Source organism: Hydrogenobacter sp., from assembly GCA_041287335.1.
In the GTDB taxonomy this organism is placed as follows: domain Bacteria; phylum Aquificota; class Aquificia; order Aquificales; family Aquificaceae; genus Hydrogenobacter.
This window is the reverse complement of the sequence record JBEULM010000043.1, coordinates 22037-36523: the sequence shown is the minus strand read 5'-3', so window position 1 is coordinate 36523 and position 14487 is coordinate 22037. Positions and strand designations below refer to the sequence as shown.

Here is a 14487-nt window from a genome sequence, read left to right as displayed (position 1 = left end):
AGCTTTACGGATGCTGAAAAGCTACAAGATATTTTAAGTATGCTCTAATACAAAGCATACGAAACTTCCTATAATAGGAACAGAGAAGTTATCGTCTAATTTCAGAGGCAAAGCTTCCGCAATAGCTCCAAGCGACGAGATAACGAGAGCCTTTTCCCATCCAATCATGAAATAAAGTACACAAAAGCTACAGAAAAAGAAAGCAAAAGAGCCTTCTAAGGTCTTTTCAAAGAATTTCATTCTCCCTATGTGAGTACCAACGAGACTTGCAAAAGCGTCACCCACAGCAAGAAGAACTACACCAACAGCCGAACAATCCCTACCAAAGAGGAGAAAACTTAGCATTATACCTAAATTAGCCCAAATAGCTTGAATTCCCGGTCTTTCTATATTTTTCTCCCTCTCAAAATAGAGTATGGCTTGGTAAACTGGCTTAAAAAGCTCTCGCCCCATACCTGTGGTCACAAGTATATTTAGCATGATGACGAAGATAAAACTCACAAGAACAAGATAATAAGGAAAGAGTTTTATGGGTATGAGCCATAAACTTATAGCTACAAGGTGAAATAACTTTCTCCTCAACTCTAAGGCTAACATCTCACGAGACTGTCTGTCGTTCCGAAAGGATTTGGCACATAACCGTCCGCGTATGGATCGTTTTCCCACGCATTACCATCTATCAGATACTTGAATCTATACTCTCTTCCACTTCTCAATCTTTTCATTAGCCAAAAACTCCCATCCCTTTTTTTGTTCATGACCTCCGGTGTCCAACCGTTCCATTCCCCTACAAGTTCCACTTTACTCGCACCATCAAATCTGACGTTAAAGGTAACAACACAGATCCCTTGTTTTTCAATATAACTTTTTTTTAGCATAGCCAATCCTCCTTCTTCAAATATTTTAAGACAAGCCTATGAATATCAATCCAGCGAACCAGATATATGATTATAATCATATTGACTTATGAACGATTAATCGTTAATATTACGAATGTAAAAAAAGTAATATACGGAGGAGAGCCATGAAGAGACTATTTCTTCTCTTTGTTTTGTCCTCAATAGCTCTATCCCATGATCTATGGATAGAGAGGGAAGGAAACTCTTATGCACTCTACTATGGACATTTGCATCCCCAGGCGGGAGAAGAAAAGTTTATAAAATACAAACCCGAGGATGTGATAAAGTTTGAATGCTACGATGTGAAGGGAAAGCTTATCCTTTCAAGGTTTGAGAAGTCTTATCCTGCGAAGCTGAAAGGAATTTCCTGTGCGACAGTATATGCCCTTTTTTCTTCAGGTTACTGGACAAAGAGTGTGGAGGGGCTAAAAAACCAACCAAAAGACAAGGTGTCCGGTGCGATAGAGTCTTGGCTATCTTATGAAAGCGTAAAAGGTATTTATTCATGGAATAAGGCTCTTTCCAAACCGCTCACCGAGGATTTGGAGATAGTACCTTCAGAGGATCCCCTTAACCTGAAGGTAGGAGAAAAATTGAGATTTTTTGTGTTTTACAGAGGTAAACCTTTGAAAGATGTGGTAGTTGCCTACGATGAGCATCCTATTGGCACTACAGATGATGATGGTGGGGTAAACGTAAGGATAAAACATTATGGGCTTCAGAACATAAGTGCGTCAATAAGGGAAAAAGCTGACGGTGTTAAGGCAGATTATACTGTGAGAACAGCAAACCTTATCTTTGAGGTAAAGTGATGATGTTTGCGATCATCCTTCTTATATTTTCCTTTGCCTACTCACATGACCTTCAGCACAGCGTATCAAGGGAAGGAGCTTGCACAGTACTTAGTTTCTACTTTCCAGACGGCACAAAGTTTTCTTACGAAAAGTACGAGGTTTACATGTATGGCGAGAAGTTACCCTTTCAGGTAGGTAGGACGGATGCCCTCGGTAGGGTGGTTTTCTGTCCCGACAGGGACGGCAGGTGGGTGGTAAGGACTTCATCAGAGGATGGACACGGTGCAATTGTTGAGGTAGATGTAAAAGGAAGATCCGTAAAGGCGGAGGGAAGTCTCTTTGAGAGGTATCAGAAAGTTTTTGTGGGCGCTGGTCTGATACTTGGTATCTTTGGCATACTTGAAATCTTTATAAGGAGGGCGTTATGGTAAAAAGGGGTGTAATAGCGGTTTTATTGTTGAGCGGTTTTTCTTTTGCTCATCACGGTGTTGCAGCTTTGGGTGCCGCAGGACTTGAAGGACCAGGAGCGCCTCTGGAAACTTCAAGTTCCGCAACTCTTCCAGAAGGTAGCTGGCTTTTTTACATCAAACTTGATCATGTAAAGTGGAAACGCTACAGTTTTTCTGACTTTCCAGACCAAAAGGATACGTACGACTTTTGGATGTATGGTATAGGATACGGAATAAAGCCCTGGCTATCTGTATATCTCTTTACACCCTATTATGTCAAAAGGGAATTAAAGTCCATTGATAACGATCCTTCCAAAGGACAGTACTCTTATACGAATTCGGGTTTTGCTGACATGTCTTTCATGGCAGTTCTTGGCTTTAAGTACGATAAAGGTTTTAAACTCGTTCCCAAAAAAGAGAGTCTTGACGACCTGATGGATTGGCACTTTACAGTGTATGGTGGGGTATCCTTTCCAACAGGTAACGCCAACAAGTACGATAGATCAAGGGATCCGAAAGGTGATTTTGAACCTGACCTTTCCACAGGTTTTGGAAAACCTGCGATAACTGTTGGCTTTACAGCTACCAAAGAACTTGTCAGCCTTCCAAGACTCACCTTCGTCTTGGACACCAATTACATAAAGTTCTTTGAAAATACATATAACTACAGGGAATCACTGGATTCTCCAAGAAAAAAGTACAAGTTTGGCGATGAATTCCGCTTCAATACAGCTATAGCCTACAGGCTATACACCAATGCCGAGAAAAAGTTTAGAGCTGACGCACTGTTGGAGGCAAACTTTCAGTACAATCAGAGGGACAAGGAGGATGGAATAAAGTTGGAAGGTTCTGGCGGTAAAATAATTTACGGTGTTGTCGGGACAAGACTCTATTATAAAAGCGTATCGCTCGGTGCAGGCATTAAAGTACCTGTTTGGAAAAGGCTCAACGAGGAGAGCCAACAGCAAGGCGCTGAAGGTAAAGAACGATACAGATTCATACTCACACTATCCGCACTTTTTTAGGAGGCGAATATGCATATACCCGATGGTTTTGTGGCACCTCAAGTTTACATACCTGCGTATCTTTTGGATTTAGGGCTTCTCATTTATGGATTCGGCAAGTTCAAAGCTATACTCGGTGAGAAAACTCTCCCCTACTTAGCTTCCCTCTCCGTTTTTTCCTTTGTGCTTATGTCCATAGCTTTGCCTCTTCCCGGCGGTACATCCGTTCATGGTTTGGGAGTTTCAGGGTTTTCCCTATTATTCGGTCCATGGGTGTCCTTTTTGTGTGTATCCCTCGTACTTTTCCTGCAAGCCGTGATATTTGGAGAGGGAGGTATTACCACCTTTCCATTAAACTCTATAGGTATAGGTTTTTTGGGAAGTTTTTGTGCCTTTTACACCTATAAAGTTATAAAAGCGTACTTTAAAGATAGCTTTGCATTGTTTACTGCCGGTTTTATTTCCACGATTATTTCTGCACTTTTCATAGCTCTTATCTTAGGAATTCATCCTCACCTATTTAAGGACGCTTCGGGTAAACCCCTTTACTTCCCTTTTGGTTTCTCCGTAGTTATACCTGCCCTGCTTTTGCCACACATTGTGGTAGGTATAGGAGAAGGTTTACTTACATATCTGATAATAAAACTTTTAAAAGAGAGGGTATCTCGTGAAAGATAAACTGCTATTCTTCTTTTACCTCTTCCTTTTAATATTTGTGTCTTTTTTGCATTCCGTTAGTATACTTTTTTTCGTATTCATGCTAATTCTTGCTGTTTTAGTTTTCTTACCCTTAAAGGTAAAGGAGAAGCTAAGAATATTGAGAAGATCCTTTTTATCAGTTTTCTTCTTTAGCGTATTCGTTTCATTGCCTTACGTACTTATAGGTTTCCTAATAGGTGAAGACAGATTCAATTATTTTCTTATGGTGAATTTGCGAGCCTTTGATCTTACCGTTATGACCCTTACCTTTCTGGAGCTTGTGAACCTCTTTAAAGCGCTTGACTTTTCAAAAAACCTGAGCTTGCTTTTGGTTCTCGTTTCAAGCCACTCTCTATCTTACATAAAAGTTTTGAAAGATTTTACACAAGCTTTCAAAAGCAGAAGCCCAAAAAACGGTATGAGGGGTGAAGACTTAAAAAATTATCTCACGAGGGTGGTGAGCTATTTTTTTGAGAAGTCCATGGAAACATCCGAAGAGATCTACACAGCTATGAAGTCAAGGGGGTTGTACCATGATTGAATTAAGCGGGGTTTTTTATTCGTATGATGATGAGGAGGTCCTCAGAGATATTAACCTCACCATAAGGGAAGGTGAAAGGCTTGTGCTTTTGGGAATAAACGGCTCAGGTAAGACTACATTGCTTAAGATCCTTAACGCTCTTTTATTTCCACAGAAAGGGACTTACACATACTGCGGAGTTAGGGTAGAAAAAGGTAAGTTGAAGGATAGAGAGTTTACAAAAAATTTCAGAAAGGAGGTCGTATTTCTCTTTCAAAATCCTGATGTAATGCTCTTTAACCCTACAGTTTACGACGAGATGGCTTTCTCATTAAGACAGCTTGGCTTTGGAGAGAGAGAGATTAGGGAAAGAGTTCTTTACTGGGCTGACAGGTTCGGTCTTTTACCTTACCTTGATAGGACTCCTTTTAGGCTCAGTGGAGGGCAAAAGCAGAAGCTCTGTCTCGCATGCCTGCTTGTACTTGAGCCAAAGGTACTGCTTTTGGACGAGCCTACGGCAAACTTGGATCCAAAAACTACGGGATGGCTCGTTGATTTTTTATACGATCTTAAGGTGACAACCTTGGTATCTACTCACAATCTGAGTCTTGCTCCGGAGCTTGGCGACAGACTCATAGTTCTCGGCGAAGACCACACCTTGATATACGACGGAAGAGTGGAAGAATTTCTGAAGGATGAAGATAAAATGCTTAAGGCTGGGCTTTTGCACAGACATAGGCACAAACATGGAGATAAGGAACACTCTCATTACCATCTGCATGATCACTTATGAACCTTTCTCCTAAATAGTTCCTTAGGAGATACCAGTCTCTCTAAGAATACCTTACCGTCGAGGTGATCTATCTCGTGCTGAATTACCACAGCTTCAAAGCCTTCCGTGTCAAACTCCAAAAAATTACCTTTTGCATCATAAGCTTCCACCTTTATCCAGTAATATCTCTTTACATTACCCGTGTAGTCTGGAACGCTGAGACAACCTTCCCTTACTACTATCTGTCCATCACTTTGAACGATTCTCGGATTTACGAGGATCAAAAGTCCATGAGAAAATTTATTTTCTTTATGTTTAGATGAGGAGGTATCAACCACTATAATCCTTTTGTGAACGTTAACTTGGGGCGCAGCTATTCCAACGCATGCGGGTGAACTTCTCATGGTAAAAACCAGATCATCAAGAAACTCTAAAAAGGTTCTTCCAAAATCGTTAACCTCACGGGAGGGCATTTTTAGGCGTCCGTCAGGATATTTTAGGATCTCAAGCTTCCTCATATAAGCTCTCCTTCCTCCCTCTCAATACTTATATCAACTTTAAGCGTTTCCTTCACCTGTTCAAGCCTGTTTTTTAGCTTATCAAAAACATCCTCTTGGGCTTGTGCCTCTATGAACATAACGTAAAGCTCTCCTCTCTTTTCCGTTCTAAGATCGCATATGTTTATACCCATGTCCGACAAAATACTTGAAACGGTATAAACTATGCCCGGTTTATCGGATCCGAAAACCACTATGGTGTAGATCTCCTCTCCCTTTTGCACATCCTCCTGGACTTCTTGTAACTCTTTGCAAAGGGTAAAAAGTCCGAATCTCTCTTTCACGTTCTTTAACCTTTCAAGGATATCTTCAGATGTTATATCTGCCTCAGAACTAACTATGAGCATTATGGTGAACTCACCGTTGAGTCTGGTCATGGATGAGTCTTCTATGTTCATGCCCAGTTCATAAAGTACCTTGCTGATACCTGCCACTATGCCCGGTCTGTCCTTTCCGAAAATGGAAAGTATAAAGAACTTCATGATAAGATTTTAATATGGAAGAAAGACAGCAGCTTAAGTTTCACATCTCGGAGATAGCCAAGCTTATGGGTCTTGCAGAACCTGTAGGCTTTATGCTGTCTTACGAAGTGGGTGACATATGGATAGATGTTTATGTAGAAAGGGGGCAAGATGAGTGGGAAAACAGAACATACACAATAAGTGTTCCAAAAAATAAGGGGGATAAACTCAAAAGCTTTGTGGAGGCTGCAGGTGGAAACACATCTGACATGATGGCTGACACTGAAAGGGTTTATGCAAGTCTTACGCAGGAAGATTGGGAACAGGTAAGTACATCAATAATGAACCTTCTGTGAGGTGAAGCCATGAAGGTAGGTTTTGTTGGACTCGGACACTTGGGAAGGGAAATAGCCAAAAGACTCCTGTCTCAAGGAGTTGACCTAATAGTTTGGAACAGGACGAGAGAAAAAGCTGTTGAGCTTGGTGTTCCGATCGCTAATTCGCCAGCAGATCTTATATCGCAGGTGGAAAAGGTTTTCTTGATAGTCTTTGACAGTCAAGCTTCTGAGGAGGTCATCTTCGGAAAGAATGGACTTACGGAAGGGAATATAGAAGGTAAGACTGTGATAGACATGACGACCAATCACTACGCTTACGCTGAAAGGGCTTATCACGAACTTAAAAGTTATGGAGCATACTATCTTGATGCGCCTGTACTGGGAAGCGTTATACCTGCCCAAAAGGGAGAGCTTACTATACTTGTGAGTGGCGATAAGGAAAAGTTTGACGAAAATGTGGAGCTTTTTAAGAAGTTCTGCAAATCTGTATACTACGTAGGTAAAGCTGGCAACGGGACAAAGCTCAAGCTCATAAACAACATAGTTCTGGGAGGATTCATGGAAGTTATTGCTGAGGCCTTGGCTATAGGCGAACTCTCAGGCTTTGACAAGGAGCTTGTTATAAATATACTTTCAGATGGTGCGGGTAAGTCATACATACTTGAGGTCAAGAAACAGAAGCTACTTAAAGAGGATTTCTCAACGCACTTTTCTGTTGATCTCATATACAAGGATCTTCATTATGCACAGGATTTACTTAGAGATATAAAGGCTTTTTCTTTCGCACTTCAAAACGTAAAGGAGGCTTACGGTAAAGCCAGATCCATTGGTCTTGGGGATCTTGACTTTTCCGCAGTTTATAAAGTTTTTAAAAGAAATTAACAAATTCTTAACGTTGCAAAGCTAAGATTATATTTAAAAAGGATAGGAGGATTAAGATGAAGCTTTTTGAAGAGCTTGAAGAGACGAAACAACTGGTGCTTAAGATGGCTGGTCTTGCAAAAACCGCTGTAGAGAAAGCCATAGAGTCTCTCAATAAACAAGATGTTGAAGTAGCCGAAAACATAATAAAGGGTGACGATGATATAGACAAGCTTGAAGTGGAAATAGAGAGGCGCTGTATAAGAATGATAGCTCTGTACCAACCTGAAGCTGTGGATCTCAGACTCATAATGGGTATTTACAAGGTCGTATCCGATTTAGAAAGAATCGGTGATGAAGCGGAAAATATAGCGGAAAGATCTATACTGCTCGCTCAAGAACCACCTTTAAAACCTTACGTTAATTTGACCTTGATGGCGGGTCATGTTAAAGACATGATAGAAGATGCTGTGATAAGTTTCTTCCAAAGGGATGTGGAGCTTGCAAAGAGAGTTATAGCGAGAGATGATACTGTTGACGAGCTTTACCATCAGCTGGAGAGGGAGCTTATAACTTACGTAATGGAAGATCCGAGAAACATAAAGAAGGTAATAAATCTATCTTTTGTCGGCAGACACTTTGAGCGCATGGCTGATCATGCGGAAAATATAGCCGAGATGGCTGTTTATTGGTCGGAAGGTGAAGTGATAAAACATCAGCACATAAAGGAGAAGGGTATGGTGTGAAGCTTTACTTAACATTTATCCTCTTTTTCCTCACCTTTCTCGGTATAAACGTAGCGTTACTTGACAATCTCAGAAAAGTTTGGCACGTAGGCTTCCCTATCATACTTCTCGCTATAAACGTAGATCTACTGGTTTTGGTGATAGCCTTTGTGGTGTTTTTCAGGAAGTTTATAAAGGTTTATCTTGAAGGTTCAAAAAAGAAACTCAGAAAGAAGCTGTCACAGGCTTTGCTCCTTTACATATTCGTACCTATACTCTTTTTGAATTTCGCCACATCGCTTATCCTCGTGCAATCTACAAAGACATTGGTAAGCTCACAACTCAAGGATATAGCGCAAAAGTCGGAACTTTTACAAAGCAACCTTGAAAGGAGGGAACGAGAAAAGCTAAGGCTTTACAGGGAATTTTTTACTTTCTTGATAAACAAAGGTGAGGATCCCAGGGCTTATCTGAAGGGATTGAAAGAAGTTGAAAACATAAGCACTTCAAAGGATTGTAAGGAAACTATAGAAGAAAGTAGCGTAGTGCTGTGTGTTGATGGATACAAAATAACCCTCAAGAAAGATAAAGATACTATCAAAAACATAAACTCTCTTTATGATGTTTCAAGACAGTTGAGAAATCTCGTCAAATCAAGGGATGTTGTGTCTGGTATCTACGTGTACTTTCTGGTGCTTATAACCCTCTTTACACTTCTGGCTACCGTATGGTTTAGTAATCTAATAGCCAGACATATAAGCCTTCCCCTTGAGAGACTTTCCTCAAAGGTTAAAGATATAGCCAAGGGAAATTTTTCAGTGAGGGTTAATGTTTTTCCTACGGGTGATGAAATAGAGGAACTTTCACAGGCTTTTGAAAAGATGAGAGAGGAACTTCAAAAAATATACACTAAGCTTGAGAATGACAAGAAAATGCTTGAAGGACTTATAAATGCTCTACCTGTAGGTGTAGTTTACGTACATAAGGACGGCAACCTTATGGTAAACAAAAGCTTTATAAGTATGTTTGGTCACGAGATAAAAAGGGAGAAAGACCTTCATAATATCCAGAAAATGGCGCACATAAGGGAAGTTGTTATTGAAAACTCGGAAGGTAAGGTATTTATATACGAGGATTTAAAGCCAGTGATCCTCTCCGAAAGATTCAGAACTTGGCAGTACGCAGTAAAGAGGATAGCCCATGAAATAAAAAACCCACTTACACCTATAAGTCTCAACCTTGAGAGGACACTTCGCTTACTGGAAAGGGAGCCTTTGAGCGTAGAAAAGATAAAAGAGTCTATAAGTCTCGTTCTTGAAGAGATAGGCAGAATAAGGGACATAGTAAATAAGTTCAGAGATCTATCAGCCGACCGCGAACCTAAACTGGTAGATTTATCTCTAAAACAACTGATAGGTGAATTATCTAAGCTTTACATGGGGATAAGCGTTGAAGTGTATGGAGATAAAAAGGTTTATGGAGATAAAGATATGCTAAGGGACATGTTTCTCAATCTGCTTAATAATAGCGTAGAGTGGGGTGCCAAAAAGGTAAAGATAGATATAAAGGAAGATGAGTTAGAGTATATAGATGATGGGGTTGGTATAGAGGAGGGGAAGGAGGAGATAATATTTATCCCCTATCACTCGGAAAGTCCGCAAGGTATGGGTCTGGGTCTTGCTGTGGTAAAGCATATAGCACAGGTGCATGGTTGGTCAGTAAAAGCTCTCCACGATCCTGCAGGCTTTCACCTCATAGTGGATTTCAGATCCACATAAGGGAGTATCTGTAGTATGCGTATTATGTGGTTCTCCCATATAGTATCAAGTACTTCGGAAACAGCATCTTCCTGCTTACTTAGCTCTAAAGCCTTAAAGCTCTCGGATTTTACACCTTTTTCGTGCAATAGCAAAGGTACAAATAGTTTACCAAGGCAGTAAAAGAGGAAGGAAAGCTCTTCATCGGAGAGTTGGGGGAATCCGTTGAAAGTTTTGTAAGTTTTTTTACCAGCCCAATCCGTCCATCTTTTTACATCCTCATCTTGCAATCTGTGTTCTAAGCCTCCCACATACATGGAAACTATGGCTTTTGAGATTCTAGGATCTTCACTGGGTTCTTCCAACTCCAGCTCTTTTATCCTGTCTCTATCTTTTAAAAACCTATCTTTCCATTCGGTATATCTGGTAAACTCTTGAAAAGGTCTCATCCCGTCTCTTCAGACTTTTCGTACTGAGGACATTCAAGAGTGGTAAGGTCAACATCTGGAAGGATCTCTTCCACCTTACTGTAGTAACCGCACACAAAACATTCTATGGCTACAGCGTATCCTACATGTATGTGTCCCACATCCCAACCACACAGTGGACACTCACCTTCTCCCGCCTTTAAGATATCCAAGAGTCTATTACCATTCTTGATGGCACTTTGTACGCTCTTTACCTTATTTATCGCCCTCTGGAGTTCTTCACTGTTCCACTCTGCGCCACAGTCCAGACACCTGTACTCAGCATAACTATCTTCCTGAAGGAGTTTGAGGACTTTATCCGAACCGCACCTATCATCTACACATATCTCACCAATAAGTTTCCTGCCGAGCTTATCCAGAATGACTTTAAAATCTTCCCTTGATAGCCTCATGGGGACATCATGTACTTTGTAACCACAACACTGGCACTCTGCTGTTACCCTTGGGTAGGGTTCATCATACTCACACACCTGCAAGGCGATCCTTTTACAGTAAGGACAAAGCTCCAAATGAGTCAAGCATATCATTTTCAAAACCCTCTCTTAATAATATACTATCTAAGTGCATTTAGTACCTTCTCTATATCTTCCAGCCTTTCCACATTTAGGATCCGCACATGTGGTGTTGTCTGTTGTATGAGCTTTGAAAGAACATTCTTCGGTCCTATTTCTACAAAGGTGTCTACTCCCTGCTTGACCATGTATAGCACGCTCTGATACCACTTGACAGGTGAAAAGATCTGCCTATAGAGATTTTCTCTTATTTCATGAGCCATAGTGTGTTCTCTTGCTGTGTAGTTCTGTACAAGCGGCACATCTATGTTTTTGATGGGGGTTTGCGCGAGTTTTAGTCTGAAAGCGTCGGCAGCAGGTTTCATTAAAGAGCAGTGGGAAGGTACAGAAACCTTCAGTGGTATGATCTTTCCTCCCATTTCTTTGAGTATCTGACTTGCCTTTTCCACAGCAGTTTTTTCTCCAGAGATCACCGTTTGCTCTGGAGAATTGTAATTAGCCGGTTCTACTACACCTACGTCGGTGGCGACTTTGCAGGCTTCCTCCACCTTCTCAGGAGGGAGCTTCAATACTGCAGCCATAGCGCCCTTTCCTTGTGGTACAGTTTCCTGCATGTATTTACCCCTAAGGTGAGCGAGCCTTACCGCTTCAAAAAGCTCTATACCCCCAGCCACAGTTAAGGCTGTATACTCACCTAAGGAATGTCCAGCCAAGTAGTCCGCTTTTGGTAAGCCGTGAGCTTTTAGTACAGCATATATAGCAAGACTAGTGGTAAGTATAGCTGGTTGAGTGTTTGCGGTTTTATTTAAGTCTTCTTCAGGACCTTTAAATATGATATCTGTGAGGTTATATCTCAGTGCGGTTTCTGCACTGTGAAAGACATCCGCCGCTTGAGAAAACTCCTTATAAAAGTCGTAGCCCATTCCCACATACTGGGAACCCTGCCCGGGAAAAATATAAGCGATCTTACCCATATCTCACCCCTTTTCCTTTGGTTTTGCCACTTTTTTATAAAATTCGTAAAGTTTTTTTTGAACAAGTTTGTGAAATCGTTCCGCACCTATACCGAAAATGAGTTCTATCACATCGTCCACGCTATCCGCTGTGTAAAGATGAAATCTACCAGCTCTTATATCTTCCAAAATCTCATCCTCTAAGAGGAGATTATCATAATTTCTTGAAGGTAGTATGACCCCCTGTTCGCCTGTCAATCCCAACACCTTACAAACTCTGTAAAAACCTTCTATCTTTTCCTTTATTCCACCTACAGGTTGTATATTACCGTGTTGGTCCACAGATCCCGTTATGGCTATGTCTTGTCTTGCTGGTATGCGGGATACCGCAGAGAGAATAGCTACAAGCTCCGCAACAGATGCGCTATCCCCTTCTACTTCCTCGTAGTTTTGTTCAAAAGTGAGATTGCACGATAGATGTATGGGAAAGCTCCTCCCATACTTATTCCCTATATATCCAGTCAAAATGAGAACGCCTTTTGAGTGGATGGGACCGCTGAGTTCTACCTCTCTCTCTATGTTTATAACACCCTTCTCCCCTAAGTAAACTGATGCGCTTATCCTACTTGGTTTACCAAAACTTATATCACCCAGCTCGTAAACGCTCAGACCATTAACTTGACCCACTTGCTTACCGCTAACTTTTACTATGATCTTTCCCTCTTGTATAGCCTTCCTTATTTTTTCTTCTATCAGGTTTGATCTGTATATCCTTTCTTTTATAGCTCTCTTTATATGTTGTGCTTCTATGTTTTTGCTATCCTTTGATATGGCATCAGCTTCTCTTATAACGTCCACTATGTAACCCATAAGCAAGCTGACCTTTTTTCTACTGCCTGAGAGAGTCACCGCATACTTTAAAAGTTCTGACAAGGCATCCGCTGTAAGATCCTTTATACCTTCATCAACAAGTATCTTCTTGATGATCTTTGGGAAATCCTTTACAAACTCTTCTCTAAGTTCTATAACCGGATCAAATTCGGCTTTTACCTTAAAAAGTCTGTTAAACTCTGGGTCATAAAAAGAAAGTAACTGGTAAAGTATGGGATCACCTATGAGAAAAACCTTTATATCCGCAGGAACTGGTTCAGGTGATATACCTATGTAAGGCAGAAGGCTATCTTCAATTATACCACCTGCCATATGAATCTTCTTATGCATGAGTGTTTTTTTAAAGGCATTCCAGAGATAAGGATTTTTAAGCAGGTCTATAGCCCTGATTATTAGATATCCTCCCCTTGCTCTATGAAGGCTTCCTGCACTTATACCCATATGATCAGCTTGCAAAACGCCCATTTCCATCGTGTAGGATACTCTTCCGAAGAGATTTTGGATCGTTGGTACTTCTTCGTGAATAACGGGAAGACCTTCCAAATCCGAGTTATCTACTATGACATTAACTCTAAAGGCGTTAAAGGCTCTCTCTAAGGATCTCATCACCGCGAGGTTTCCCTTAGATGTATGCCAAAACATAAATAGATCCGTGTTTTTTACTATCTCTTCCTTCAGCTTCTGTATAAAGCTGTGTACGTCTTTGTAGTTTTTGTATCTACTCTCAAATCTTGAAAAGACCTTTTCTACAACATAGAAGGCTACATTCCTTCTCAGATCAAGCACCTGATCGGCTACGTTGTGATCAAGTTCCCTCAATTCCCTTATGAATTCCCTGAACCTACTTTCAAAAGCTGAGAGGTTTTTTTCGTAAGCTTCCTGAAGTTTTTCACTTCCGAGAAGTTCCTCCTCGCTCACGAGCCTTCTTCCCATAAGAGGAAGAAGTCTTATACCTGCGGGTGTAAATACAACTCCCAGATTGTGCTTCTGAGCTTCCTGAGTAAGCTCTTCCAAAATTCTCTCCCTCTGCTCTTGGGCTATCTTGTTTATTTTTGCTATCTCCTCTTCATACTCTTTGCTCTCAAAGGCTTTTGGAAGCTCATCCTTTAAGGTATCTATAGCTCTGTCTATATCTTGAGCTAACTTCTTTCCAAGCCCCGCTGGCAGAAGGAGGTACAGGGGTTTTAGAGGATTTTCAAAATTGTTAACATAACACACATCCTCAGGCGGGGGTTTACCTTTAGAAGCTTCTTTCAACCTCTTGAGTGTATAAACGGTTCTGCCTACACTTTCAGGTCCAGATACGAATACATTGTACCCTTCGTAAGATGCACTCAGTGCTATAGTGAAAGCCCTTTCAACCCTGTCCTGACCGGGAAAAAGCTCTGCCGGAATGACACCCTCTGTACCTTCCCCGTAAGAGAAACTAATTAAAAGCTCATCAGCAAGAACTTTCTTGAGTGTCATATCACAGCGCCTTATTTATCTTTCTTCCTACCTTTTCCTCTACGGATTTCACTTTACTTACGAGTCCCTTTGTTCTACCTTTCCTATAATCCATCTTTATCACTATACTCAATCTGTTACAATCCTCCTTTAGAGCTTCAAAGCCCTTCTTTAACACATTCATCACATCATCCCAATCCTCACCTTCAATGATAGTTCCCATGGGTGTAAGCACATAATCAAGTCCGGACTTATCTATTATATCCACAACTCGGGCAACATACTTGCTTACGCTCTCTTCCTTCCCAAGCGGTGTCATACTTACAAAGACTATCACACTCATACCACCATTATAATGCAG

Annotated in this window: 19 protein-coding genes; 10 read left to right on the top strand and 9 right to left on the bottom strand. The window is 41.0% G+C overall.

The window, feature by feature from the left end:
- Positions 1-33: 33 nt before the first annotated feature.
- Both ABWK04_06355 and ABWK04_06350 read right to left on the bottom strand, forming a co-directional pair.
- Positions 34-582: a phosphatidate cytidylyltransferase gene (locus ABWK04_06355; GenBank protein MEZ0361494.1), complete on the bottom strand. Its 549-nt coding sequence runs from the start codon at positions 580-582 to the stop codon at positions 34-36.
- Between the two features lie 8 nt (positions 583-590).
- Positions 591-878: an isoamylase early set domain-containing protein gene (locus tag ABWK04_06350; protein ID MEZ0361493.1), complete on the bottom strand. Its 288-nt coding sequence runs from the start codon at positions 876-878 to the stop codon at positions 591-593.
- Between the two features lie 146 nt (positions 879-1024).
- Between ABWK04_06350 and ABWK04_06345 the strand changes: the two genes are divergently transcribed.
- The 6 genes from ABWK04_06345 to ABWK04_06320 all read left to right on the top strand — a co-directional run bounded on the left by ABWK04_06345 (position 1025) and on the right by ABWK04_06320 (position 5158).
- Positions 1025-1711 (top strand): DUF4198 domain-containing protein, encoded by a 687-nt coding sequence (locus ABWK04_06345; protein ID MEZ0361492.1) that lies wholly within the window; start codon positions 1025-1027, stop codon positions 1709-1711.
- Complete coding sequence (locus ABWK04_06340) at positions 1711-2124, top strand: hypothetical protein (GenBank protein MEZ0361491.1); 414 nt, start codon at positions 1711-1713, stop codon at positions 2122-2124. Before ABWK04_06345 ends, ABWK04_06340 begins: the two co-directional genes overlap by 1 nt.
- The gene (locus tag ABWK04_06335; protein ID MEZ0361490.1) at positions 2118-3167 is read left to right on the top strand and encodes a transporter; all 1050 of its coding nucleotides are present in this window, start codon (positions 2118-2120) and stop codon (positions 3165-3167) included. The genes ABWK04_06340 and ABWK04_06335 overlap by 7 nt, the downstream gene beginning before the upstream one ends.
- 9 nt (positions 3168-3176) lie before the next feature.
- A complete protein-coding gene (locus ABWK04_06330; GenBank protein MEZ0361489.1) occupies positions 3177-3824 on the top strand; it encodes an energy-coupling factor ABC transporter permease in 648 nt (215 codons plus the stop codon).
- A gap of 79 nt (positions 3825-3903) precedes the next feature.
- A complete protein-coding gene (locus tag ABWK04_06325) occupies positions 3904-4386 on the top strand; it encodes an ABC transporter permease (GenBank protein MEZ0361488.1) in 483 nt (160 codons plus the stop codon).
- The gene (locus ABWK04_06320; protein MEZ0361487.1) at positions 4379-5158 is read left to right on the top strand and encodes an ABC transporter ATP-binding protein; all 780 of its coding nucleotides are present in this window, start codon (positions 4379-4381) and stop codon (positions 5156-5158) included. The genes ABWK04_06325 and ABWK04_06320 overlap by 8 nt, the downstream gene beginning before the upstream one ends.
- On the opposite strand, the gene def is transcribed toward ABWK04_06320, so the two are convergent.
- Together def and ABWK04_06310 are read right to left on the bottom strand one after the other, a co-directional pair.
- Positions 5149-5655 carry a peptide deformylase gene (def, locus tag ABWK04_06315; GenBank protein MEZ0361486.1) on the bottom strand — a complete coding sequence of 169 codons (507 nt, stop codon included), beginning with the start codon at positions 5653-5655 and terminating at the stop codon, positions 5149-5151. The two genes, ABWK04_06320 and def, sit on opposite strands and share 10 nt — an antisense overlap.
- Positions 5652-6176, bottom strand: coding sequence for an ACT domain-containing protein (locus tag ABWK04_06310; GenBank protein ID MEZ0361485.1), 525 nt, complete (start codon positions 6174-6176; stop codon positions 5652-5654). The genes def and ABWK04_06310 overlap by 4 nt, the downstream gene beginning before the upstream one ends.
- Positions 6177-6190: 14 nt before the next feature.
- Between ABWK04_06310 and ABWK04_06305 the strand changes: the two genes are divergently transcribed.
- Genes ABWK04_06305 through ABWK04_06290 form a run of 4 tightly spaced genes read left to right on the top strand, consistent with a single transcriptional unit; the run spans position 6191 to position 9857 of the window.
- Positions 6191-6511 carry a hypothetical protein gene (locus ABWK04_06305; protein MEZ0361484.1) on the top strand — a complete coding sequence of 107 codons (321 nt, stop codon included), beginning with the start codon at positions 6191-6193 and terminating at the stop codon, positions 6509-6511.
- A 9-nt stretch (positions 6512-6520) separates the two neighbouring features.
- Entirely contained in the window at positions 6521-7375 is an 855-nt protein-coding gene (locus ABWK04_06300) for an NAD(P)-dependent oxidoreductase (protein MEZ0361483.1), read from the top strand.
- A 56-nt stretch (positions 7376-7431) separates the two neighbouring features.
- Entirely contained in the window at positions 7432-8100 is a 669-nt protein-coding gene (gene phoU, locus ABWK04_06295) for a phosphate signaling complex protein PhoU (GenBank protein ID MEZ0361482.1), read from the top strand.
- Complete coding sequence (locus tag ABWK04_06290; GenBank protein MEZ0361481.1) at positions 8097-9857, top strand: HAMP domain-containing protein; 1761 nt, start codon at positions 8097-8099, stop codon at positions 9855-9857. The genes phoU and ABWK04_06290 overlap by 4 nt, the downstream gene beginning before the upstream one ends.
- On the opposite strand, the gene ABWK04_06285 is transcribed toward ABWK04_06290, so the two are convergent.
- The 5 genes from ABWK04_06285 to ABWK04_06265 are packed head-to-tail and all read right to left on the bottom strand — an operon-like array spanning position 9827 to position 14469.
- Positions 9827-10285: a hypothetical protein gene (locus ABWK04_06285; protein ID MEZ0361480.1), complete on the bottom strand. Its 459-nt coding sequence runs from the start codon at positions 10283-10285 to the stop codon at positions 9827-9829. The genes ABWK04_06290 and ABWK04_06285 overlap by 31 nt on opposite strands.
- Positions 10282-10851: a hypothetical protein gene (locus ABWK04_06280; protein MEZ0361479.1), complete on the bottom strand. Its 570-nt coding sequence runs from the start codon at positions 10849-10851 to the stop codon at positions 10282-10284. The genes ABWK04_06285 and ABWK04_06280 overlap by 4 nt, the downstream gene beginning before the upstream one ends.
- Before the next feature lie 26 nt (positions 10852-10877).
- Positions 10878-11810, bottom strand: coding sequence for an ACP S-malonyltransferase (gene fabD, locus ABWK04_06275; protein ID MEZ0361478.1), 933 nt, complete (start codon positions 11808-11810; stop codon positions 10878-10880).
- Between the two features lie 3 nt (positions 11811-11813).
- Positions 11814-14147, bottom strand: a complete 2334-nt coding sequence (locus tag ABWK04_06270; GenBank protein MEZ0361477.1) for an AAA family ATPase — start codon at positions 14145-14147, stop codon at positions 11814-11816.
- A 1-nt stretch (position 14148) separates the two neighbouring features.
- Complete coding sequence (locus ABWK04_06265) at positions 14149-14469, bottom strand: MTH1187 family thiamine-binding protein (GenBank protein ID MEZ0361476.1); 321 nt, start codon at positions 14467-14469, stop codon at positions 14149-14151.
- Positions 14470-14487: the final 18 nt, after the last annotated feature.

Excerpts from the sequence above, each read along its gene's own strand:
- ABWK04_06350 (MEZ0361493.1), bottom strand. The coding sequence starts at position 878 with ATGCTAAAAAAAAGTTATATTGAAAAACAAGGGATCTGTGTTGTTACC.
- ABWK04_06345 (MEZ0361492.1), top strand. The coding sequence starts at position 1,025 with ATGAAGAGACTATTTCTTCTCTTTGTTTTGTCCTCAATAGCTCTATCC.
- ABWK04_06340 (MEZ0361491.1), top strand. The coding sequence starts at position 1,711 with ATGATGTTTGCGATCATCCTTCTTATATTTTCCTTTGCCTACTCACAT.
- ABWK04_06335 (MEZ0361490.1), top strand. The coding sequence starts at position 2,118 with ATGGTAAAAAGGGGTGTAATAGCGGTTTTATTGTTGAGCGGTTTTTCT.
- ABWK04_06330 (MEZ0361489.1), top strand. The coding sequence starts at position 3,177 with ATGCATATACCCGATGGTTTTGTGGCACCTCAAGTTTACATACCTGCG.
- ABWK04_06325 (MEZ0361488.1), top strand. The coding sequence starts at position 3,904 with ATGCTAATTCTTGCTGTTTTAGTTTTCTTACCCTTAAAGGTAAAGGAG.
- ABWK04_06320 (MEZ0361487.1), top strand. The coding sequence starts at position 4,379 with ATGATTGAATTAAGCGGGGTTTTTTATTCGTATGATGATGAGGAGGTC.
- def (MEZ0361486.1), bottom strand. The coding sequence starts at position 5,655 with ATGAGGAAGCTTGAGATCCTAAAATATCCTGACGGACGCCTAAAAATG.
- ABWK04_06310 (MEZ0361485.1), bottom strand. The coding sequence starts at position 6,176 with ATGAAGTTCTTTATACTTTCCATTTTCGGAAAGGACAGACCGGGCATA.
- ABWK04_06305 (MEZ0361484.1), top strand. The coding sequence starts at position 6,191 with ATGGAAGAAAGACAGCAGCTTAAGTTTCACATCTCGGAGATAGCCAAG.
- ABWK04_06300 (MEZ0361483.1), top strand. The coding sequence starts at position 6,521 with ATGAAGGTAGGTTTTGTTGGACTCGGACACTTGGGAAGGGAAATAGCC.
- phoU (MEZ0361482.1), top strand. The coding sequence starts at position 7,432 with ATGAAGCTTTTTGAAGAGCTTGAAGAGACGAAACAACTGGTGCTTAAG.
- ABWK04_06285 (MEZ0361480.1), bottom strand. The coding sequence starts at position 10,285 with ATGAGACCTTTTCAAGAGTTTACCAGATATACCGAATGGAAAGATAGG.
- ABWK04_06280 (MEZ0361479.1), bottom strand. The coding sequence starts at position 10,851 with ATGATATGCTTGACTCATTTGGAGCTTTGTCCTTACTGTAAAAGGATC.
- fabD (MEZ0361478.1), bottom strand. The coding sequence starts at position 11,810 with ATGGGTAAGATCGCTTATATTTTTCCCGGGCAGGGTTCCCAGTATGTG.
- ABWK04_06270 (MEZ0361477.1), bottom strand. The coding sequence starts at position 14,147 with ATGACACTCAAGAAAGTTCTTGCTGATGAGCTTTTAATTAGTTTCTCT.
- ABWK04_06265 (MEZ0361476.1), bottom strand. The coding sequence starts at position 14,469 with ATGAGTGTGATAGTCTTTGTAAGTATGACACCGCTTGGGAAGGAAGAG.